General features: G+C 30.9%; 22 protein-coding genes. 20 read left to right on the top strand and 2 right to left on the bottom strand.

Annotated features, from left to right (window positions below; genetic code table 11):
• Together I6U51_RS07525 and I6U51_RS07520 are read right to left on the bottom strand one after the other, a co-directional pair.
• The gene (locus I6U51_RS07525; RefSeq protein WP_211142066.1) at positions 1 to 1,536 is read right to left on the bottom strand and encodes a spore germination protein; all 1,536 of its coding nucleotides are present in this window, start codon (positions 1,534 to 1,536) and stop codon (positions 1 to 3) included.
• A 172-nt stretch (positions 1,537 to 1,708) separates the two neighbouring features.
• Complete coding sequence (locus I6U51_RS07520) at positions 1,709 to 2,233, bottom strand: amidase domain-containing protein (RefSeq protein WP_211142065.1); 525 nt, start codon at positions 2,231 to 2,233, stop codon at positions 1,709 to 1,711.
• A gap of 243 nt (positions 2,234 to 2,476) precedes the next feature.
• Here I6U51_RS07520 and I6U51_RS07515 point away from each other — a divergent pair, with 243 nt between their 5' ends.
• The 20 genes from I6U51_RS07515 (at position 2,477) to pfkB (ending at position 21,361) form a co-directional block, all read left to right on the top strand.
• Entirely contained in the window at positions 2,477 to 4,363 is a 1,887-nt protein-coding gene (locus tag I6U51_RS07515) for an LTA synthase family protein (RefSeq protein WP_211142064.1), read from the top strand.
• A 145-nt stretch (positions 4,364 to 4,508) separates the two neighbouring features.
• Positions 4,509 to 5,162: a pyrophosphatase PpaX gene (gene ppaX, locus I6U51_RS07510; protein WP_211142063.1), complete on the top strand. Its 654-nt coding sequence runs from the start codon at positions 4,509 to 4,511 to the stop codon at positions 5,160 to 5,162.
• Positions 5,163 to 5,332: 170 nt separating this feature from the next.
• Entirely contained in the window at positions 5,333 to 5,473 is a 141-nt protein-coding gene (locus I6U51_RS07505) for a hypothetical protein (protein ID WP_211142062.1), read from the top strand.
• Positions 5,474 to 5,860: 387 nt separating this feature from the next.
• Positions 5,861 to 6,058 (top strand): alpha/beta-type small acid-soluble spore protein, encoded by a 198-nt coding sequence (locus I6U51_RS07500; protein WP_211142061.1) that lies wholly within the window; start codon positions 5,861 to 5,863, stop codon positions 6,056 to 6,058.
• 144 nt (positions 6,059 to 6,202) lie between these two features.
• Positions 6,203 to 8,926 (top strand): sigma 54-interacting transcriptional regulator, encoded by a 2,724-nt coding sequence (locus I6U51_RS07495; protein WP_211142060.1) that lies wholly within the window; start codon positions 6,203 to 6,205, stop codon positions 8,924 to 8,926.
• 213 nt (positions 8,927 to 9,139) lie between these two features.
• Positions 9,140 to 9,553, top strand: coding sequence for a PTS sugar transporter subunit IIA (locus I6U51_RS07490; protein WP_211142059.1), 414 nt, complete (start codon positions 9,140 to 9,142; stop codon positions 9,551 to 9,553).
• Between the two features lie 27 nt (positions 9,554 to 9,580).
• Positions 9,581 to 10,369 carry a PTS mannose/fructose/sorbose/N-acetylgalactosamine transporter subunit IIC gene (locus tag I6U51_RS07485; protein WP_211142058.1) on the top strand — a complete coding sequence of 263 codons (789 nt, stop codon included), beginning with the start codon at positions 9,581 to 9,583 and terminating at the stop codon, positions 10,367 to 10,369.
• Positions 10,356 to 11,177 (top strand): PTS system mannose/fructose/sorbose family transporter subunit IID, encoded by an 822-nt coding sequence (locus tag I6U51_RS07480; protein WP_211142057.1) that lies wholly within the window; start codon positions 10,356 to 10,358, stop codon positions 11,175 to 11,177. The genes I6U51_RS07485 and I6U51_RS07480 overlap by 14 nt, the downstream gene beginning before the upstream one ends.
• Before the next feature lie 15 nt (positions 11,178 to 11,192).
• Positions 11,193 to 11,669, top strand: coding sequence for a PTS sugar transporter subunit IIB (locus tag I6U51_RS07475; RefSeq protein ID WP_211142056.1), 477 nt, complete (start codon positions 11,193 to 11,195; stop codon positions 11,667 to 11,669).
• Positions 11,670 to 11,729: 60 nt separating this feature from the next.
• On the top strand, positions 11,730 to 12,638 hold the full coding sequence (gene murQ / locus I6U51_RS07470; RefSeq protein WP_211142055.1) for an N-acetylmuramic acid 6-phosphate etherase: 909 nt from the start codon (positions 11,730 to 11,732) through the stop codon (positions 12,636 to 12,638).
• Positions 12,639 to 12,708: 70 nt separating this feature from the next.
• Positions 12,709 to 13,500 (top strand): sulfite exporter TauE/SafE family protein, encoded by a 792-nt coding sequence (locus tag I6U51_RS07465; RefSeq protein ID WP_211142054.1) that lies wholly within the window; start codon positions 12,709 to 12,711, stop codon positions 13,498 to 13,500.
• Positions 13,501 to 13,614: 114 nt separating this feature from the next.
• Complete coding sequence (locus I6U51_RS07460; RefSeq protein WP_211142053.1) at positions 13,615 to 14,340, top strand: GntR family transcriptional regulator; 726 nt, start codon at positions 13,615 to 13,617, stop codon at positions 14,338 to 14,340.
• A gap of 264 nt (positions 14,341 to 14,604) precedes the next feature.
• Positions 14,605 to 15,786 (top strand): SIS domain-containing protein, encoded by a 1,182-nt coding sequence (locus tag I6U51_RS07455; RefSeq protein ID WP_211142052.1) that lies wholly within the window; start codon positions 14,605 to 14,607, stop codon positions 15,784 to 15,786.
• 26 nt (positions 15,787 to 15,812) lie between these two features.
• Positions 15,813 to 16,286, top strand: coding sequence for a PTS N-acetylgalactosamine transporter subunit IIB (agaV, locus tag I6U51_RS07450; RefSeq protein WP_211142051.1), 474 nt, complete (start codon positions 15,813 to 15,815; stop codon positions 16,284 to 16,286).
• Between the two features lie 27 nt (positions 16,287 to 16,313).
• The gene (gene agaW / locus I6U51_RS07445; RefSeq protein ID WP_211142050.1) at positions 16,314 to 17,081 is read left to right on the top strand and encodes a PTS N-acetylgalactosamine transporter subunit IIC; all 768 of its coding nucleotides are present in this window, start codon (positions 16,314 to 16,316) and stop codon (positions 17,079 to 17,081) included.
• Positions 17,071 to 17,880, top strand: coding sequence for a mannose/fructose/sorbose PTS transporter subunit IID (locus I6U51_RS07440; RefSeq protein ID WP_343069574.1), 810 nt, complete (start codon positions 17,071 to 17,073; stop codon positions 17,878 to 17,880). Before agaW ends, I6U51_RS07440 begins: the two co-directional genes overlap by 11 nt.
• Positions 17,881 to 17,959: 79 nt before the next feature.
• Positions 17,960 to 18,382, top strand: a complete 423-nt coding sequence (gene agaF, locus I6U51_RS07435; protein WP_211142048.1) for a PTS galactosamine/N-acetylgalactosamine transporter subunit IIA — start codon at positions 17,960 to 17,962, stop codon at positions 18,380 to 18,382.
• Between the two features lie 18 nt (positions 18,383 to 18,400).
• A complete protein-coding gene (gene nagA, locus I6U51_RS07430) occupies positions 18,401 to 19,552 on the top strand; it encodes an N-acetylglucosamine-6-phosphate deacetylase (protein ID WP_211142047.1) in 1,152 nt (383 codons plus the stop codon).
• Positions 19,553 to 19,580: 28 nt separating this feature from the next.
• Positions 19,581 to 20,438 carry a tagatose bisphosphate family class II aldolase gene (locus I6U51_RS07425; protein WP_211142046.1) on the top strand — a complete coding sequence of 286 codons (858 nt, stop codon included), beginning with the start codon at positions 19,581 to 19,583 and terminating at the stop codon, positions 20,436 to 20,438.
• Positions 20,435 to 21,361 (top strand): 1-phosphofructokinase, encoded by a 927-nt coding sequence (gene pfkB / locus I6U51_RS07420; protein WP_211142045.1) that lies wholly within the window; start codon positions 20,435 to 20,437, stop codon positions 21,359 to 21,361. The genes I6U51_RS07425 and pfkB overlap by 4 nt, the downstream gene beginning before the upstream one ends.
• Positions 21,362 to 21,370 lie beyond the last annotated feature (9 nt).

Genomic DNA, 21,370 nt, shown 5'->3' with positions numbered 1-21,370 from the left:
TTATTTTAAACCTTCTTTATCACTATTTTGGCGTTTTAAGTTATTAGAAATTAATTTTGGCCGTTTTTTCATAAATATTTGTGGTGCTCGAATAGATGTATCCTTTAAGTCTTGAAAGGTAATTGCCCCAGTTCCTGAGTTTAACATAAATGGAATGCCAAAACTCCTAAGAGATGTAAAATACAGGAATACAGCTGTTAAGGCAAAAATATATCCATATAACCCCAAAAATGATGTCATAATTAAAAATATTATTCTAATAGGTACTACTCCGGTAAATTGAGGAATTAAAAAGCTGGAAATTCCCGTTAGCGCAGTAACTATTACTATAGGTGCGCTAATAAATCTTGCATTTACAGCTGCATCACCTAGAATTAATGCACCAACAATACTTACTGCCTGACCAATAGGCTTAGGAATTCTGGTTCCTGCTTCACGGAGCAGTTCAAAGGTGAGAGTCATTATTAATACCTCAACTAAAGTTGGAACTGCAACTCCTTGTCTTGAAGCAGTGATACTTATAAGCAGCTGGGTAGGTATAAGTTCTTGATGGAAGTTTACCAGAGCCACATATAGAGCAGGAGTGCTCGTAGATAGAAAGAAACCGCTCCATCTAATGAGTCTATTAAAAGATGCAAATAGGTAGTTATTATAATAATCCTCGCTTGCTTGAAATCGCTCTAAAAAAATGCAAGGCAGTGTTAGTACAAAGGGAGTTCCATCACACACTATAGCAATTCTTCCTTCAAGCAGCCTACTAACAACAACGTCTGGTCTTTCGGTACTATTTATAGTTTTAACAAAGGAAAAAGGGGAATCCGTAATAAGTTCTTCTATATAGTTAGAATCTATAATGCCGTCAATTTGAATTTTATTTAATCTACTATATAATTCTTGTAATATTTTCTCCTGTGCCAGTCCTTCAATATAACATATACAAATATTAGTTTTTGTGCGGGTGCCTAATTCCTTAAATTTAAACTTTAAATTTGGATTTTGAATTCTTCTTCTAATCAAGGATAAGTTTACTTTTAAACTTTCTATAAAGCCTTCCCTAGGTCCCATAACCACACCTTCAGATAAAGGCTCTTCAATTGATCTAGTTTCAAATCTAATTGTATCTATTATTAATATTTCCTCACAATTATCGATTAATAAAGCGGTACATCCTGAAATTAATGATTTCACTATTTCATTAATATCTGAGGTCTTTTTAATTCTACTGGATTCTATAACATTTTTATATAATATATCAGCAAAATTATTTTGAGCATTTACGATATCTGAGTTCATAATTGGCTTTAGAATATACTGATTTAATGTAGTACTATTAACCATGTAGTCTATATATATCATACAAAATTTTGTTAAACAATTTTTATTGTTTTCAAACTTTCGATATGTTAGTGTATCATCATTAATAAAAATTTGTTTAAAAATGTTGATGTTATCCTCTAAAGACATTGTCAACTTTACATTGTATTGTATATTACCAGAAGCATCTTCAGTTTTTACATTATTACTGTTATTAGACATAAGAACTCCTTTGCTTTTATGGAAAATGTAATTAATTATGCTTTTAATAAGAAGTATTTGTTATTATTGAGTATTTATTCATGTAATTTTAAAGATTAGTTTCCTTATAAACATGGAGCAAACTAGAAGACTTTATCCGATTATGAGTTACGGATAAAGTCTTTTAAAATATTTAGACAGTTATTTTCAAAAAACGTTGTTTAGCTGCTGGCCATGAACTGTAATATGGTATGTTTAAAGCTTCAAAGGTGTGATGAGATATTAAAGGTATACCATTTGAAATTGATGTAACAATAGCAGAGTGAAATTTTACTCCCTTGTTATCCTCGAAAAATACAAGATCACCAGGTTCAACTAATCTTATATTATCAACTTCTAAGCCTTTAGCGCCAGGTTTTTTTGATTCTTGATTAATTCTTAAGAACCAATAAAGTGAATGTGCTACAGCCCATGATACTGACCAAGAATCATCATTTGTATTTGAAGTGCTCTTATTATTGTACCACCAAGGATTACTTGAATTATGAATCATAGGAGCCCCTCCAGCAAGTAAACATTGGGAAATAAAATTAGCACAATCTCCACCTACATTTTGATTAAGTTGAAAGTACCTAAAGGCGGGATTTGGCTTTAATGCGTATTTAACTGCATAGTTAACAGCGGCAGTCCTCGAGTAGAAGTTTTGTCTAAAAAGCATAAAAAGCCTCCTAGTAATTATTTATATTTATATATTATGCTGATTTAAATATATAGTGAAGTTTGAATTAGTAGGAGTACTCGATATGATAGGGAGCACATAAATAATATTACAGAAAATACAACTAATTAGAATAATCTGGTGGTTAAGTGTGGTTATTTACAATTTGTTAATATTGTTGCCACTAAAGTGTAACAAAAAAAAGTTAATATTTATTTAGAGGATTTTTCAAGAGGTGAAGTGATGAATATAAATAAATTAAAAAATAGCGCTTTAATTAATATTTGCAAAGAAAATGCAGATATTGTAATGTTTTTTATATTAATTTTCATAAAAATAATGTTTTATGCTAAACAGATTTCTCCTGAGTATTTATATATTGGAGTAACACATCCAGTGTTTGCATCAGTGCTGGTATTGGTGAGCTTTTCAGTACTTTTCAGGTACAATAAGAGAATAAAGTATCTATATATATTAGATATAGTGATAAGCTTGATGCTTATGGCTGACCTTATGTATTATAGGTATTTTAAAGATGTAATTACTGTAGCATCATTAAAAAATGTGAAATTATTAGGAGGAGTTTCTTCAAGTATTGGAAGTTTATTTAGCATAAAGGACTTACTGTACTTAGCAGACATTGTAATTTTAATACCTTTTGTTAAGAAGTATAAAAATAAAGAAAATATTAAAAAAAGGCCTTTATTAAGTAAGTTTGCTGTATTTAGTATAATGTTCATAGCTGGAGTTACTATAAATGCTAAATCTGTTTATGCTGTTTCAAAGGAACAGCCAACTTTATTAAGTTCCATGAGCAATAGAATATATTTAACTAAATTGATTGGGAATTTAAACTTCCACGCGATAGATGCATACAATTATGTAAGTACAAAAGTAAAAAATTCAAAAAGTTTATCTTCTCAGGAACAGCAGGAAATTAAGAGCTTTTTAGAAAATAATAATAATTCCTCTGGCACTTATTTAAAAGGGGTAGGAGAGGGGAAGAATTTAATTGTTATTCAAGTTGAGGCTTTACAGCAGTTTGTAATAAATAAAAAAGTAAATGGCCAGGAGATAACTCCTAACTTAAATAAATGGTTGAATAAAAGTTTGTATTTTGATAACTATTTTTATCAAGTTGCTGGTGGAAATACTTCTGATGCAGAATTTATGTCAAATAATTCATTGTATCCAGCTCAATCCGGTGCGGCTTATTATAGCTACAGTGGTAATCAATATGATTCCTTGGCAAAAGAGTTGAAGGACAAAAATTATTATACTGCTGCCCTTCATGGATACAATGAAGGTTTTTGGAATAGAAATGTTATGTATAAATCTGAAAAGTTTGATGATTTTTATGGGGAACATAGTTTTAATGTAAATGAAACTGTAGGATTAGGATTAAGCGATAAATCCTTTTTAGAACAATCAGTAGATAAATTGAAGTCCTTCCAGCAGCCTTATTATTCATTTTTGATTACTTTAAGTAGTCATTTTCCATATGATGATGTAGAAGGTTATGGCAATTTTAATGTAGGAGAATACGAAAATACTTTACTAGGAAATTATTTAAAGGGAATACATTATACAGATGAACAATTGGGAATGTTCCTAGATAAATTGGACAAGGAAGGTATAACACAAAACTCTGTTATCGTGCTATATGGAGATCACTTTGGAATTCCTAGAGACAACGTAGAAGAATTATATAAATTTGAAAATATGAGCAATGTGAATGACTTACAGTGGTTTCAATATCAAAAGGTTCCTCTAATTATACATTTCCCTGAGGATGCTAATAAAGGAGTAAATCATACTTACTCAGGACAAATGGACCTTTATCCAACTTTAGCGAATTTATTCAATCTGCCTAAGCAATATATGTTTGGAAAGGATATACTAAACAGTGATAATGGTAAAGTCCTGTTTAGAAATGGTTCTTTTACTGATGGAAATATTTTTTACGTTTCGTGGACAAACACCTATTATGATATTAAGTCAGGGAAACAAATTGAAGAAACAGATGAATTAGCTAGGATGAAAGAGAAATATAATAAGGAACTTCAATACTCCGATGATATTTTAAATCATAACTTGATAAAAGTATTTGAAGCTAATAATAAGAAGTAAATATAGTAATCTTGTTAGAGGATATAAGCTGTGTTATTATATACTAAGAGTATTTAACACAGGAGGATAGGGATAAGCAGACATACAAAATCTATGATTTTGATATGGTCGCTTACTCATTCGACGATAGGAGAAGGAGTTTCATATGATAAAAGCTATTTTGTTTGATTTAGATGGTACACTAATAAATACAAATGAACTTATAATACAAAGCTTCAAATATGCATTTACCAAACTTTTTAATAGAGATTTGCCAAGAGAAGAGATAGTGAAAACCTTTGGTGAACCACTTAGGGACTCAATGGCTAAATACGATGCAGACAAAGCGGATTTAATGGTAAGTACTTTTAGGGTTTACAATGAGAGTAATCATGATGATATTGCCACAATATTTGAAGGTGTAAAGGAAGGCATTGAGCTGCTTAGCAATGCTGGGATAAAATTAGGGGTGGTAACTTCTAAAAGAAGACCTATGACGGAAAGAGGTCTCAAATTAATTAACATATATGATTATATGGACATTATTGTAACGCCTGAGGATACTAAAAATCACAAACCATTAGGTGATCCCGCGCTAAAAGCTTGTGAACTATTAGGAGTTCTACCACAGGAGACAATAATGGTAGGAGACAGCCATAACGATATTCTTTGTGGAAGAAATGCAGGTTGTAGAACTTGCTTGGTTAAATATACGGCGCTTTCATTGGAGGAACTTATGGAACATAAGCCAGATTATATTATAGATAGCATAGAAGATCTAGAAAAAATATGTAAGGATTTAAATAAGAAAGTTGTTTAGTAAGGTATGCTTTAAAACATACCTTACTTTTATAATTTTTTGTAATTTAATATTATGGGTATTGTTAATATCCATGATTGTATGATAGTGCTTTGCATAGAGTGTCATTGAATTAGTAGTTGTATAAAGGGATTCCTTATTACGGATACTAAAACTTAGAGGTGATACTAATGGTAAATAAACGCAAAGTAAAAGATAAAGAGTATGCAAACTTAGGGATAAGAAGAAATGCTAATGGAGATTTTCAGTATATAGATCCTTCTGAAAAAAATAAATCTAAATATGAATCAATAAAAAAATATACGAGATAACAATTGATTTTTGCGGATATATATTTGATATTATTTAGAGCAACCTTAAAAATTTTAAGGTTGCTCTAACATTTAATTAAGGAATTTCATTATAGAAAATAAATTTAGTTTATTATGAAAGTAAATTTTATACTATAAATTTATTCGATGTCTACCGCCACTGGATAACAACTTCTAAGCTTCGAATGGAGTTTAAAACTCCACCTGAAGCTTAGAATCCTGTTAATAATAACATTATTTTTATTATTACAATTACAATTACATATCTAGCAATGGCTGGAGTTTTTTCCTATAGGTTCATAGAGTAATTAAGCTTAAACTGTACAAACTGTAACTATAAAACATATTAAAAAAATAAAAACAATAAAAACAAGGAGGAAGAAAACTATGGCAAATAGAAGTAATAGAGTATTAGTTCCACAAGCTAAGGAAGGATTAAATCAATTTAAAATGGAATCAGCTAGAGAAGTTGGAGTAAACTTAAAAGAAGGATATAATGGAGACCTTACTTCAAGAGAAGCTGGATCAGTAGGCGGAAATATGGTTAAGAAAATGGTAGAAGCTTACGAACAAGGCTTAAAATAATTAATAATAAATAAATTTAAAGGAAACATCTTTATGATTTTATGGATTTTGTGAAAAATCTATGGCATAAGGATGTTTCTTTTTGTATTATTAAATAAATAATTTCTTTTATTTTATTAAGTATAGTAAAGAAGGTTGAACATAATGTTAAAGAATAACAAGAGAAGAATTGAAGAGTTACTTAGAAGTGTTACAGAAAATCACATGGAAAATGATGATTTTAAAGGAATTACCACTGAGGAAATATCAAAAATATTATCTATTAGAAGAAATCTAGTCAGTCAGTATTTAAATGAGCTTGTAGAAGAAAATAAGGCTGTGAAGATTAAAACAAGACCAGTGCTGTTTACTTATATTATAAATAATAAAAATACAATTTTAAATAACGAAAGTGATGATGTTTTTAAGGATTTAGTAGGGTACAAGGGTAGTCTTAGGGACGCAGTTGAAAAGTGTAAAGCTGCAGTATTTTATCCAGGTAAGGATATGTCTGTACTTTTAACTGGGGACAGCGGAGTAGGTAAAAGCTACATTGCAAGTCTTATACATAAATACGCCGAAAAAGAAGGTAAAATAAAAGCTAACTCTCCTTTTATAATTTTTAATTGTGCAGATTATGCTGATAACCCAGAGCTTTTATCGGCTAATCTTTTTGGATATATTAAAGGAAGCTTTACAGGAACTGATAAGGAGCACTTAGGAGCGTTAGAGTTAGCTGATGGAGGATATTTATTTTTAGATGAGGTTCATAGGCTTTCAGCTGAAGGACAAGAGAAGCTATTTGTATTTATGGACAAAGGTGTATTTAAAAGGCTTGGTGAAAGCAAAGCTGAGAGAAGAGCAAATGTAAGATTTATTTTTGCAACTACAGAAAATCCCAAAGAAGCTCTTCTGCAAACTTTCAGGAGAAGAATTCCTTTGGAAATACATATTCCTAAGCTAGACAAAAGACCAATAGATGAAAGAATTACAATGATTTATAAGTTTTTTAAAGATGAGAGTTCAAAAATAAATAAGGATATATACATAAGTAGAAAAATAATAAACTTTATATTATCACAAAAAAATGGTGGCAATATAGGAAGCTTAAAAAATATTGTAAAGCTATGTTGTGCATTGGCTTATAAAGAACAACAAGCTAGGGAAGTAATAAAGATAGATAAAATACATTCAGCTTTGCATGAAGAAAATTTTAATCAAAATATAAAGCAGTATTACTTTGAGGACTATATGAAGGTAAAAAGAGAAGATAAAGATATAAGCGAAATAAATATTTTAGAAATTGATAGATACAATAGATTAAATGAATTAATAGAAACAGTTGAATATTTATGTACTGAATATCAAAAGCATAATATATCAATAAGTGAACTTAGAAAAGGTTTAACTATAGAGTTAAACAGGAGTTTAGATCTTATAGTTTATGAGCAAGAGGATGATAAATGTAATGACCTAATTAATAATATTTATTTAGAAACAGTAGATAATACTCTAAAATTAATAGAGAGCACCTATGGAATAAAATATTATGGGAATACTAGCAAAATTTTAACAAAGTTTTTAATCTATAATAGAAATAATATAATCTCAGCTAAGGATGAAGAAGACTTTAGGAAAGTAACAAGGATTAAAAATATATTAAGAAGGGAAATAAGTAAACCTCTAATAATATCAGAAAAGATAATTAATAATCTAGAGAGTAATTTAGATTGTGAGCTGGATATTAGAATTAAAGTTATTATAATACTATATGTATTTACAATGATGAGCAATGAATCTACATTAATAAATGCTATAATAGTTGCTCACGGATATTCTACAGCTAGCAGTATAGCTAGTGTGGCTAATCAATTATATGGTGAATTTATTTTTGAAGCATTTGATATGCCTATGGAGAGTAGTCCAATAGAGGTGAAAAACAAAATCAAAAATTATATCAGTGAAATAAATACATCCAAAGGAACTATAATACTAGTAGATATGGGATCATTGGTTGATATAAATTTGGAGTTAGAAAAAATTATAGATGGAGATTTAGGTATAATTAATAATATAACAACTAATATAGCTCTTGATATAGCTGGAAGAATCATTAATGGACAAGATGTTGAAAGTATGATTACTGGTATAGAAAAAAGTAATCCATTAATGTGTAAGCTAATAAAGGTAAAGGGTAAGAAAAAAGCAATATTAACAACTTGCATATCAGGTATAGGGACAGCAGTAAAGGTTAGAAATCTTATTAGAGAATGTATAGGGAACGCTGATATAGAGGTTAAGGAGTATGATTATGCTTCATTAAATCTTAAAGGGAAAGATGATAAGGTTTTCTCCGATTATGATGTTAAACTTGTGATAAGTACTACTAAGCTAGAAATAGAAGGAGTAAAAACTATACTTATGCATGATTTGATAAATGATGATTATGATGATACATTATTTGATGTATTAGAAGATGTTACTATGGATAAAAATATTAACAATATAAAACAAGATATAATAAAAATGTTCTCTATGGATAACCTCATATCTAGAATGACTATATTAAATCCAAGAAATATAATCAATGAAGTTGAAAGCATAATACTTGACTATGAAAGAATTTTAGATAAGAGGTTTAACGTAGATTTGAAAATAACTTTATATATTCATATAAGTATAATGATTGAAAGAATAATGTTAAAGCAAGGACTTGAATTTACAGAAGAGGAAAGTAAAAACTATGAAAGCAATAATATTAAATTTGTAAAAATATCGAATTCTATATTTAAAGCAATCAGTAATGAATATAACTTTACTATTCCTGTAAAAGAGATTTATATTATACAAAGCATAATAGAGTCTAAGATAGGTAAATTAAATTTTTAAAAAATAAGACACATGCGATTTGTGTCTTATTTTTTATATTTTTTAGATAGGACAGAAGGATGATTTGTTGACAGATTTTAATATCCATATTATTCCAACCTGTGGAATAAGTATTTTAAACATTTTAAAGGTAATAGATGTGTTTATAAAAAGTTGGCATGATATTTGCTTAATAAATTAATGACAATAGAAAATAAGGATAGGAGAGATATGATGTATAAAATAATGATAGTAACCCATGGAAACATGGCTGCTACGTTAAAAGAAACATTAAAGATGTTCACTAATGATGTAGATCACGTTTGTGCTGTTGGGTTAGATGAAAAAGGAGTAGAAAACTTTAAAGAGAGGTTAGAACAGGAAGTAGCAAAGTGTTATGAAAAAGATAAAGGACTATTAATTTTAGTAGATATCTTTGGAGGCACACCTTTTAATACCTGTGTACTTGAAATAAAGAATAAGTATAATAATGTTGAAATAATCACAGGCGTAAACCTACCAATACTAATTGAAGGGACTTTGTTAAGGGATAGTTGTCTTAAAGATGTAGTTAAAAGTTTACAACAATCAGCAAGGGAATCTATTGTACTATCAGAGGATTTAAAATCTTCAGAAGATGAAGATTAAATATAAATTTAGTAAGGAGGAAAAGAGATGCATATACAATTGTGGCAAATCATAGTTTTATCTTTACTAGGCGGAATAGCTCAGTGGGATGAAACAAACATGAAGATAGGATTTAGAAATCCGGCAATAACAGGACTAATAGTAGGAATCATAATGGGCGATATAAAAACAGGATTACTAGTAGGTGGAACTTTACAATTAATGACTTTAGGAATAGGAAGCTATGGGGGAGCAACAATACCAGATTATGCAACAGCGACAATAATAGCAGGGGCATTAGCAATATCAACAAAGCAAGGATTAGATTTTGCAATAGGAATAGGAGTGCCAGCAGCACTACTTTTAGTTCAACTAGATGTGTTAGCAAGAATGAGTAATGTATTTTTCCAACATAGAGCAGAAAAATATGCAGAAGAAAGAAAGTATGAAAAGATTGAATTAATGAATATATTAGGTTTATCAACATGGCTTATCTCAAGATTTATACCAGTTTTTCTATGTTTATACTTTGGAGAAGGTCTAGTTAAGCAATTATTAGCTGTATCACCAGCATGGTTAATGGGAGGCTTAAAAGTAGCAGGAGGAATATTACCAGCGCTAGGAATAGCATTACTTCTTAAGTATTTACCAATAAAATCATATGCTCCATATTTTATAGTAGGGTTTGTATTAGCAGCATATTTAAATATGCCAATGCTAGGAATAGCTTTAATAGGGTTCGCGGCGGCATTATATAACTTTAAAAAAGTTCAAAATCAATCTACAAATAATAATGTGGCATTAGCATATAAGGGAGGTGCAGATGAAGATGAATAATACAGTAGAGAAAGAAAATAAAAAATTAGATAACAAGGTAATAAATAAAGTATTTACAAGATGGTTCTTGGCATCACAAACAGCATGGAACTATGAAAAAATGCAAGGATTAGGATATTGTTTTGCAATGCTTCCAGCATTAAGAAAGATATATGAAAATGAAGATGAATTAAATGAAGCGGTAAAAAATCACCTTCAATTCTTTAATTGTAATATAGTAACAGGTCAATTTATATTAGGTGCAAACTTAGCTATAGAAGAAGCCGAAGGAGCAAAAGCAAAAGATGCAGTAGCAGCTATAAAGACAGGATTAATGGGGCCTTTAGCTGGTATAGGAGATACTCTATTTGGAGTAACATTAAATACGGTATTTGGATCAATAGCAGCATATATGGCACTACAAGGCAGTGCAATAGGATGTTATTTATGGGTAATGGCAAACATAGTAAAAATTATTATAAGCAAGGGATTTATAAAATCAGGATATAAGCAAGGGGCAAAACTTGTATCATCAATAGGAAATGTTCTTAAAAATGTGGCAGAGTCAGCATCAATGTTAGGTTTAATGGTAATAGGAGGCTTAATACCAACAGTTATAAAAGCAAAGGTACCATATATATACACTTCGGGGAAAGTAAAATTAGTGGCTCAAGAAATGTTAGATAAGATGATGCCTGCATTAATACCATTAAGTATAGTTTTACTAACTTATTGGTTATTAGGTAGAAAGAACATGAATTCAACTAGGGTAATAATATTATTGATTGTTTTATCAATAATTGCTTTTAATTTGAAAATTTTAGGTTAATTGGGAGGAGTAAGAATGAAAGGAATAGTGCATATAAGAATTGATGATAGATTAATACATGGACAGGTAGCAGCTTTTTGGACAAATTCTTTATCTATAAGCAGAATAATGGTAATTAACGATGAAGTAGCAGATGATGAAATGCAAAAGTCGCTTTTAAGAATGGTTGCACCTGCTTCAGTTAGAACTTCAATAATTAATAAAGAAACAGCAGTAAAGAATATACTTGCTGGAAAATATGAAGGACAAAGAGTTTTAGTGATAGTAAAGAATCCTAAAGATTTATGGGACTTAAAAGAAAGTGGATTAGATATCAAGAAACTTAATGTTGGAAATATGGCTGCAAGAGAAGGAACAAGATCTATTAAACGTTCTGTTAATGTGACAGATACAGATATATGTTATTTTAATAAACTTTTAGAAGCAGGTGTAGACATAGATGCTATAATGGTGCCTGATGATAAGGAATGTAAACTGAAAGACTTATTATAATTAAAACCTCAAAATTTGATTCGTAGTTAATAAAAATAAATTTTATTAGGAGATAACGCTATGAGCATAGATTTATCTAAATTAGATACAGAAAAGATAAATAAAAATACTGTAAATATAGATAGAGTTTCTACTGTTGAAATGATAACACTTATGAATAATGAAGATTTTACTGTTGCTGAAGCTGTAAAAAAAGAAGTAAAAAATATAGCAAAGGCTGTAGATATAATTCATGAAAGATTATCAGAGGGTGGAAGATTAATCTATGTTGGTGCTGGGAACTCTGGTAGATTAGGGGTATTAGACGCCTGTGAATGCCCACCAACCTTTGGAGTAAAAGAAGGCATCGTTATAGGAATACTATCTGGAGGTTACGATGCAACAGTTAGGGCCAACGAAGGTTCAGAGGACATTGAAGAAGGAGCTATAGAGGAATTAAAAAGAATAGAGCTTTGTGAAAAGGATGCTATAGTAGGAGTATCAGCTTCAGGTAGAACACCTTATGTTAAGGGAGCCTTAAAATATGCAAAGGAGATAGGAGCCTCTCATATAGCAATAAGTTGTGTAAAAGATGCTGAAATATCTTCATTAGGTCAAGTTGCCATAGAAATAATCACTGGAGCAGAGGTTGTAACAGGTTCCACCAGGTTAAAAGCTGGAACAGCACAAAAAATGGTTTTAAATATGCTTTCTACTGGGGTTATGATAAAGTGTGGCAAAGTCTATGGAAATTATATGGTAGATGTTCGAGCGAATAATAATAAGCTTGTAGAAAGAAGTAAAAAAATAATAATGGAGTGTACCTCTGTGGATAGAGAAAAAGCAGAGAAATATCTTCAAGAAAGCGATAAAAATGTTAAGGTCGCAGTATTTATGATATTGTCTGGGTTAAATAAGCAGGAAAGTATAGAGTTATTAGCTAAAAACGATAATACAATCTATAAAGCCTTACAAGCTATAGGAAAATAAAATATGCAAAGGGCGTAATATAGAGTACGCCTTTTGTTTTTATTATACATTTTTTATGGAGATGGTAAGTATGACAATTATATATTTCTTAATAGCATTAATAGCTACAACAGTTGGTTCCATGGTAGGTCTAGGTGGAGGCGTAATAATAAAACCACTTTTAGATTTTTTAGGCCAGTATAATGTATCTACTATAAGTGTTTTATCTTCAGCTACAGTTTTTGCTATGTCTGTAGTTTCTATTATAAAGCAAATTAGGTATAAGTTTAAAATAGACGTAAAAAGAACTGTGCTAATAGGTACAGGCTCAGTAATAGGAGGAGTTTTAGGCGATAGTATTATGCATATAATTTTAAATGCTACTAATGAAGAGTATGTTGCTTTGTTTCAAAACATAATATTAGCACTTCTCATTATTTTCGTATACGTATATATGAACAATATGGACAAGTATAAAAGTTATAGGATTAAAAATCTGTTTTATTGTATGATTATAGGCTTATTTTTAGGATTTTTGGGATCTTTTTTAAGCGTTGGAGGAGGTCCTATAAATGTTTGTATATTAATTATTTTCTTTTCTATGGATACTAAAGAAGCAGCTGTAAATTCCATAATTACAATATTATTTTCTCAAGGAGCAAAACTTATTAAGATAATAACTACTATAGGGCTTTACAGTTATAATTTAAATATTTTACCTTACATGATAGCTGGAGGAGTTATTGGAGGGATATGTGGAACAAAACTTAACAAGACACTTTCCTCAAATATGATACTAAGAGTATTTAATGTGCTACTATTATTTTTAATACTTCTTAATATATACAATATAGTGAAAATAGAAAAAATATTGATTAGCTAAATAATTTATTATATATAAAAATGTTGACAAGGTTTATATAATGATATATATTATAAATATAGGTGGTACGTACCACACTACCAGTGATGAAATGCACGGGATTTGGAGGTGGATATGAAACAAATTGATAAAGCAAGTAGAATTCCGCTGTATTCTCAATTAATGGATATAATAATTGAGGAAATTGAAACCTCAATGCATGAAGATGACCAGCTGCCTTCTGAAAGAGACATTTGTGAGAAATATGATGTAAGCAGGTCCACGGTAAGGCAAGCCATAACGGAGCTTGAAAGAGAAGGTTACATCTATAAAGTACATGGCAAAGGAACCTTTGTGGCATCAAAAAAATTGGATCAGGATTTAGTTAAATTCTATAGCTTTACCGAAGAAATGAAAAAGCTAGGTAAAAAGCCAGTTTCAAAAGTTTTGATGTTTGAAATTGTAGGTATTAGTAATAAGATAAGCAAAAAGATGAAGATGGAAGAAGGCACTTTGGCTTATAAATTTACAAGATTGAGAATAGCGGATAACATCCCTATGATTGTAGAAACAAGTTATGTTCCATATGATAAGTTTCCTGGAATAACTAAGGAAAACTTAGAAAAAGAGGCATTGTATGATATTTTAAAGAATAAATTTCAAGTTAGCCTTACAATGGCTGAGGAAACATTTCAACCGGTTTTAACAAATGAAGAAGAAGCTGAGAAGTTAGAGATATCTAAGGATTCACCAAGTCTGAAAATAGAAAGATTCACATATGAAAATGATGACATTGTAGAATACACCATAAGCATTGCTAGAGGTGATAAATTTAAATATAGAGTAAGATTAGAAAAGTAATGTAGTATATCAATAATAAAAAAATATTATTGATATACTACAAAAAAATAATTATACTGGTAATGACGTCATTACTTTATTGTCTTCTTTAAATTAATTTGGACAAGCATACAAGTAAATGCAAGTCGGTACTAGTATTTAAGAATCAAAAATATAAATCGAATTTAGTTAAACTGGTAATGATGTCGTAATAACATTATTACCTAAGGCATATAAATAAAATATGAAAGAAAATACAGCTAATATAAAAGAGTAGGTGATTATATGAATAAGCTATTCAATATAGATGTTAATGAATTAAAAAAAGTTGGAGGATATCATACAGCAAAGGAGGTTTACCATCAACCAAAAATTTGGAAAGAAACCTTAGATATAATTAATCTTAATAAAGAGCAAATATCTGCCTTTATAAATGAGAAGCTAAATAAAGATCCAGTAAGAATAATTCTTACTGGAGCAGGAACCTCTGCTTATGTTGGAGATATAGCTGCACCATACCTATCTAGAATTTTAGGAGTAAGGGTAGAAGCAATAGCAACAACTGATATAGTAAGTAACCCAGAAGACTTTTTGAAAAAAGATACGCCGACAATATTAGTATCCTTTGCACGCTCAGGAAATAGCCCTGAAAGTGTTGCAACCTATGACTTAGCTGAACAGTTGGTAAATGATATAAATCAAGTTATTATAACTTGTAACAAAGATGGTGCTTTGGCAAAGAAAGCAAAAGGTAATAATAACAATTTAGTGATACTAATGCCAGAAGAATCAAATGATCAGAGCTTTGCGATGACAAGCAGTTTCAGCTGTATGCTGTTAACAACATTAATTATATTTGATATAAAAAATCTTAATAGAAACACTGTTACTATTGAAAATATTATGACAAATGCTAACAAAATATTAAATACTGAAGTCGGTGAAATATTAAACTTAGTTAAATTAGGCTGTGATAGAGTTGTATATTTAGGATCTTCAGCATTAAATGGACTATCAAAAGAAGCAGCTTTGAAGAATCTAGAATTAACAAGTGGTAAAGTAAATTCAACTAGCGAGTCTGTTTTAGGCTTTAGACATGGACCAAAATCAATTGTTAATGAAAAAACTTTAGTTTTTGTGTTTGTATCTAATGATGAGTACACAAGAAAGTACGATATAGACTTGTTAAAAGAAATATACAATGATAAGGGAAATCATAAGGTGGTTGCTATAACCTACAATAAAGATACTGAAATAGATAAGATAGCGGATAAAGTATTTATCGCAAATTCTGGAGAGCATGAAGTAATTACTGATGCTTTTGGAGCTTTAGATTTTGTTCTTTATGCTCAAATGTTTGCATTTTTTTACTCATTAAAGCTCGGAATATCACCAGACAATCCAAGGCCGGATGGAACAGTCAATAGGGTAGTCAAAGGTGTTACAATACACCAGTATGATAAATAAAAGCTTAATATTAAGGAGGGGATATTATGTCAAATATTTTGTTAACTAGAATCGATAATAGACTAATACATGGACAGGTAGGGGTAACTTGGGTAAACCACTTAGGTGCAAATTTAATAGTAGTTGTAAATGATGAGGTTGCTGATGATGAAGTACAACAAAACTTAATGGATATGGTAGTGCCTGATGTAATAGGTACTAGATACTTTACTCTTCAGAAAACAATAGATGTGATCCATATGGCTTCTGAGAATCAACTTATTTTCATGGTTTGTAGAACACCGCAGGACGTATTGAAACTAGTAGAGGGTGGAGTTCCTATAAAAAAAGTAAACATAGGCAACATGCATTTTAGTGAAGGTAAACAACAGGTAACCAGCACAGTATCACTAGATGAAAGTGATAAAGAAGCCTTCAGAAAACTTCATAAGCTTGGAGTTCAATTAGAAATTAGAAGAGTACCAGATGAAAAGGCAGATGATATACTCAAATTTTTATAATATTAATTAAAGGGGAGGGAATTTATTATGCTTATTCAAGCCTTATTAATTGCTATTTGGGCTGGTATAGCAGGAATAGACTTGTTTGATGGATTGCTGCATATACACAGACCACTTGTTACTGGTTTAATTGTTGGTTTAATCTTAGGGGATGTTCATACCGGACTTGTCACTGGTGCAACACTAGAACTTGTTTGGATGGGTATGGTTCCATTAGCAGGAGCTCAGCCGCCAAACGTAGTAATAGGAGGTATTATTGGTACATCCTTTGCAATATTAACTAAGCAAAATCCAAACGTGGCTGTGGGAATAGCAGTTCCTTTTGCAGTAGCAGTGCAAGGGGCAATAACACTAATATTCACTATATTTTCACCTGTAATGCATAAAGCAGATAAGTATGCAGAACAAGCAGACACTGCAGCAATTGATAGGATAAACTACTTAGGAATGGCATTTTTATTTGTTTTCTACTTTGTAATCGCTTTCTTACCTATATATCTAGGTGCAGAATCAGCTAAAACAATTGTTGAAACCTTACCAGCATGGTTAATTGGTGGGTTATCTGTAGCAGGTGGAATGATGCCAGCTATAGGATTTGCAATGCTTCTAAAAATTATGTTAAAGAAAGAATATGTTGCATTTTTAATAATTGGATTTATATTTGTAACTTATGGTAAATTACAAATACTTCCAATAGCGTTGATTGGAACAGCAATAGCATTATATGACTTCTTCGCAAATAAAAGTAGAGGAGAAAAGGTTAATAAAGGGGAGGTGCATTCAGGTGGAATCTAATGGAAATGCTAATGTAGAAAAAGTTATAACTAAAAAAGATTTAAATAGAATGGCTTGGCGTTCATTATTTCTTCAAGCATCTTTTAACTATGAAAGAATGCAAGCTTGTGGATGGCTGTATAGTTTGCTACCGGGATTAAAGAAAATTCATAAAGATAAAGCAGATTTATCCACTGCAATGAAGGATCATATGGAGTTCTTTAATACACATCCTTTTCTTGTAACCTTTATTATGGGTGTTGTTACTGCAATGGAAGAAGCTAAGGAAAATAGAAATACAATCAGAGCTATTAAAGTTGCAACTATGGGACCACTTGGTGGTATTGGTGACGCTTTGTTCTGGTTAACAGCACTTCCGATATGTGCAGGTATTGGAGTATCCTTAGCAATGCAGGGAAGTATAGCAGGTCCAATCATATTTTTGGTATTATTTAACGCAGTACACTTTGGATTAAGATTTGGATTAATGCACTATGGCTATAACACAGGAACTAAAGCAATTAAAGCATTAAAAGAAAATACTAAACATGTTGCACATGCTGCATCAATACTTGGTATAACAGTAGTTGGAGGATTAATAGCATCATATATAAACTTTAAAACTACTATAGTTATAACAGCAGGTAAAGCAAAGGTTGCTCTTCAACCAGATCTTTTGGATAAGATTTTACCTAATATGCTTCCTCTTGCATATACATTTTTAATGTATTATTTGTTAAAGAAGGGATTTTCGGCAGTTAAACTTGTTGGAGTAACTGTAGTATTTGGCGTAATAGGGAGATTAATAGGAATAGTATAATAAGAAGTTTGTACTAATGCTTCAGTTGATACTATAGTATCAACTGAAGTTAAAAAATATTTGAAGTGAGGTAAGCAGCATGACAGGAATAGTTGTAAGTGGACATGGGAATTTTGCAAGTGGAATTTTAAGTTCATTAGAGCTTATTGCCGGTAAGCAAAAAAATGTAATAGGAGTAGATTTTACTATAAAAGATAATATTGAAAGCCTGCAAAATAAACTTGAAAATGCAGCAAAGGAACTAAGTTCTTGTGAAGGAATATTATTTTTAACGGATATAGCAGGGGGATCGCCCTTTAGAATCTGCGCCCTTTTATGTCAAGAGCTAAAAAATAGCAGAGTTGTAGCAGGTACGAATGTGGGAATGATACTAGAAATCAGCTTATCTAGAGAAGGTATAAGCATAGAAGAATTAAAAAACATGGCGCTGCAGTCAGGAATTAATGCAGTAAAGGCTTTTGAAACAAGAGAGAAAAAACAAGTTAATAATAATGGAATCTAGATTTGGAGATGATCTAAAGTGCTATATGGTATAAAAGGTAAAAGTATTTATTGTGAAAATAGAATTTTAGAAAATGCAACCATTATAATTGAAAACGGAATTATAAAAAAAGTTCTAGAAGAACATGAAAAAAATGATGTGGAAAATGTAATAGATTTAAGTAAATACAGCATTATTCCAGGCTTAATTGATTTACATGTACATGGTGCTAATGGATACGATACTATGGACAGTAATCTTCATTCACTAAATGAAATATCAAAATACTTAGCATCTCGTGGAATAACTTCATTTCTTCCAACTACAGTTACTGAAGAGGTTAAAAAAATAAAACAAGCTCTTATTAATATTAGTTGCTGCATGGATAAAGTTGAAGGTGCTGAAATTTTAGGTTCTTATATAGAAGGACCATATATTTGTAAGGAGCATAAAGGTGCTCATGCGGAACATTTAATAAAGGACTTAGATTTGAAGGAATTAGAAGAATTAATTGAGGCGTCAAAACGTACTGTAAAAGTTATAACTATTGCACCAGAAAAGAAGAATGCATATAAGAGTATAAAATATTTAACATCAAATAATATACAAGTATCAATGGGACATACAAATGCTACCTATGATGAAGCAGCTGGTGCTATAGATTCTGGAGCTAAAGTTGCGGTACACACCTTTAATGGTATGAGAGGTTTTAACCATAGAGAACCAGGGATTTTGGGAGCAGTTTTAACTAAAGATGATGTGTATTGTGAATTAATATGCGATTTAGTTCATGTTCATCCCGCTGCTGTAGATTTGTTATTAAGATGCAAAGATAAAGAAAAAGTAATTTTAATTAGTGATGGAATTCAAGCGTCCGGACTGCAGGATGGTGAATATATGCTTGGGGCATTAAAGGTTAATGTAAAATGTTCTATTGCTAGAATAGAAAGCGGCTCATTAGCAGGAAGCACAACTGATATTTTAACTTGTGTAAAGAATATGATAAAAAAAGTAGGTGTAGAGCCTCTAGAGGCTATAAAAATGGCTTCATTTAACCCAAGTAAATTATTGAATATTGATAAATTAATAGGAAGCATTAGAGAAGGAAAAAAGGCAAATTTAGTTATTATAGATGACAATTTTAATGTAGTAAAAACTCTAATTAATGGCAAAGAAGTATTTACTCGCTAAAGACATATTTAGCTAGGGAGGATTATAAATGAAAGAAATAGTATCTACAAAAAAAATATTGCTTAAGGCCCGAAAGGAAAGGTATGCAGTTCCAGCCTTTAATATACACAACCTAGAGACTATCCAGGTTGTAGTAGAAACAGCAGCGGAAATGAAATCCCCCGTAATCTTAGCTGGAACACCTAGTACATTAAAATATGCAGGTGCTGACTATATAATTTCGATTGCAAAGGCTGCAGCTAAAAAATATGACATTCCTATAGCAATTCATTTAGACCATTTCGAAAATACTCAAACTATCAAAAGCTATCTTGATCTAGGATTTAAATCTGCAATGATTGATGCTTCCCACGAAAGCTTTGAAAAAAATATAGAAATAGTAAAAGAAGTAGTAGAATATGCACATAGACTTGGTGCTACAGTTGAAGCGGAGTTAGGAAGATTAGGTGGACAAGAGGATGATTTAGTAGTTGATGAAAAAGATACTATGTATACTAATCCTGAAAGTGCAAGGGAGTTTGTTGAAAGAACAGGGATAGATTCTTTAGCGGTGGCTGTAGGAACTGCTCATGGATTATATAAGGGAGAGCCTAAGTTGGACTTTAATAGATTAAAGGAAATAAGAGCTCTTGTTAATGTACCATTAGTTCTTCATGGTGCATCCGATGTTCCAGATGACTTAGTTAAAAAAGCCATTGAGCTCGGCATTTGTAAGGTTAATGTAGCAACGGATTTAAAGATTCCTTTTGCTAGTGCTGTTAAAAAGTATTTTATTGAACATCCAGAAGCATCTGATCCAAGACAATATATGATTCCAGGAAAGGTTGCAATGAAAGATGTTGTAATTCATAAAATAAAAGTTTGTGGAAGTGAAAATAGAGCATGATAGCAACAATAACATTTAACCCAGCTATAGATAAGCGTTATATATTAGATGAGATAGTTAAGGGTGAGGTCGCTAGAGCAAAAAAAGTACAAAACACAGCAGGCGGAAAAGGTTTAAATGTAAGCAGAGTAATAAGACTACTTGGAGAAGAAGTCACTGCTACAGGATTTTTGGGAGGATATTCAGGAGAATTTATTTCAGACAAGCTTTTAGAGTTAAAGATAAAAGATAAATTTGTAAAAATAAAAGGTGAAACAAGGAGCTGTTTAGCTATAATTACTAAAGATTTAACTCAGACAGAAATACTAGAGCCAGGTCCTATTGTGGAAGAAAATGAAATAGAAAGATGGGGAGAAGCATACGATGAAATATTGAACAACTCGTCAATAGTATGTGCTTCAGGAAGTCTGCCTAAAGGTATTATGTCTTCTACTTATAAAGAAATAATTGAAAAAGCAAATTTAAAAGGGGTTAAATTTTTATTAGATGCCAGCGGAGAGGCATTAATTCAAGGAATTCAGGGAAAGCCATTTTTTATTAAGCCTAATATAGATGAGCTAAAAATGATTACAGGTGAAAGTGTTAATAATGACAATGATATAATAAAGATAATAGATAAGATACATTCTAGCGGAGTAGAATTTATATTTGTATCCTTAGGTTCAAAGGGATCTCTTATAGGATACAAAGGTAAAAAGTATAGAGTTCAGGTTCCTACGATTAAAGCAGTTAACCCTGTAGGTTCTGGTGATTCAACAGTGGCAGGAGTTGCAGTAGCCTTGCATAGAGGTTACAATATTGAAGATACTATAGCCTTTGCATCAGCTTGTGGTACAGCAAATGCCATGGAAGAACAAACGGGATATGTTAACCTTGATATTGTAAATAAGATAAAAGCTGAGATAAAAATAAATATGTTATAATTTTAAGAC

The organism is Clostridium aciditolerans (assembly GCF_016316925.1).
Lineage (GTDB): Bacteria > Bacillota > Clostridia > Clostridiales > Clostridiaceae > Clostridium_AM > Clostridium_AM aciditolerans.
This window is presented reverse-complemented; position numbering and strand designations above follow the sequence as displayed.

Bases quoted from the DNA above. Each gene is read 5' to 3' on its own strand.
- I6U51_RS07525 (WP_211142066.1), bottom strand. From the start codon at position 1,536: ATGTCTAATAACAGTAATAATGTAAAAACTGAAGATGCTTCTGGTAAT.
- I6U51_RS07520 (WP_211142065.1), bottom strand. From the start codon at position 2,233: ATGCTTTTTAGACAAAACTTCTACTCGAGGACTGCCGCTGTTAACTAT.
- I6U51_RS07515 (WP_211142064.1), top strand. From the start codon at position 2,477: ATGAATATAAATAAATTAAAAAATAGCGCTTTAATTAATATTTGCAAA.
- ppaX (WP_211142063.1), top strand. From the start codon at position 4,509: ATGATAAAAGCTATTTTGTTTGATTTAGATGGTACACTAATAAATACA.
- I6U51_RS07505 (WP_211142062.1), top strand. From the start codon at position 5,333: ATGGTAAATAAACGCAAAGTAAAAGATAAAGAGTATGCAAACTTAGGG.
- I6U51_RS07500 (WP_211142061.1), top strand. From the start codon at position 5,861: ATGGCAAATAGAAGTAATAGAGTATTAGTTCCACAAGCTAAGGAAGGA.
- I6U51_RS07495 (WP_211142060.1), top strand. From the start codon at position 6,203: ATGTTAAAGAATAACAAGAGAAGAATTGAAGAGTTACTTAGAAGTGTT.
- I6U51_RS07490 (WP_211142059.1), top strand. From the start codon at position 9,140: ATGTATAAAATAATGATAGTAACCCATGGAAACATGGCTGCTACGTTA.
- I6U51_RS07485 (WP_211142058.1), top strand. From the start codon at position 9,581: ATGCATATACAATTGTGGCAAATCATAGTTTTATCTTTACTAGGCGGA.
- I6U51_RS07480 (WP_211142057.1), top strand. From the start codon at position 10,356: ATGAAGATGAATAATACAGTAGAGAAAGAAAATAAAAAATTAGATAAC.
- I6U51_RS07475 (WP_211142056.1), top strand. From the start codon at position 11,193: ATGAAAGGAATAGTGCATATAAGAATTGATGATAGATTAATACATGGA.
- murQ (WP_211142055.1), top strand. From the start codon at position 11,730: ATGAGCATAGATTTATCTAAATTAGATACAGAAAAGATAAATAAAAAT.
- I6U51_RS07465 (WP_211142054.1), top strand. From the start codon at position 12,709: ATGACAATTATATATTTCTTAATAGCATTAATAGCTACAACAGTTGGT.
- I6U51_RS07460 (WP_211142053.1), top strand. From the start codon at position 13,615: ATGAAACAAATTGATAAAGCAAGTAGAATTCCGCTGTATTCTCAATTA.
- I6U51_RS07455 (WP_211142052.1), top strand. From the start codon at position 14,605: ATGAATAAGCTATTCAATATAGATGTTAATGAATTAAAAAAAGTTGGA.
- agaV (WP_211142051.1), top strand. From the start codon at position 15,813: ATGTCAAATATTTTGTTAACTAGAATCGATAATAGACTAATACATGGA.
- agaW (WP_211142050.1), top strand. From the start codon at position 16,314: ATGCTTATTCAAGCCTTATTAATTGCTATTTGGGCTGGTATAGCAGGA.
- agaF (WP_211142048.1), top strand. From the start codon at position 17,960: ATGACAGGAATAGTTGTAAGTGGACATGGGAATTTTGCAAGTGGAATT.
- I6U51_RS07425 (WP_211142046.1), top strand. From the start codon at position 19,581: ATGAAAGAAATAGTATCTACAAAAAAAATATTGCTTAAGGCCCGAAAG.
- pfkB (WP_211142045.1), top strand. From the start codon at position 20,435: ATGATAGCAACAATAACATTTAACCCAGCTATAGATAAGCGTTATATA.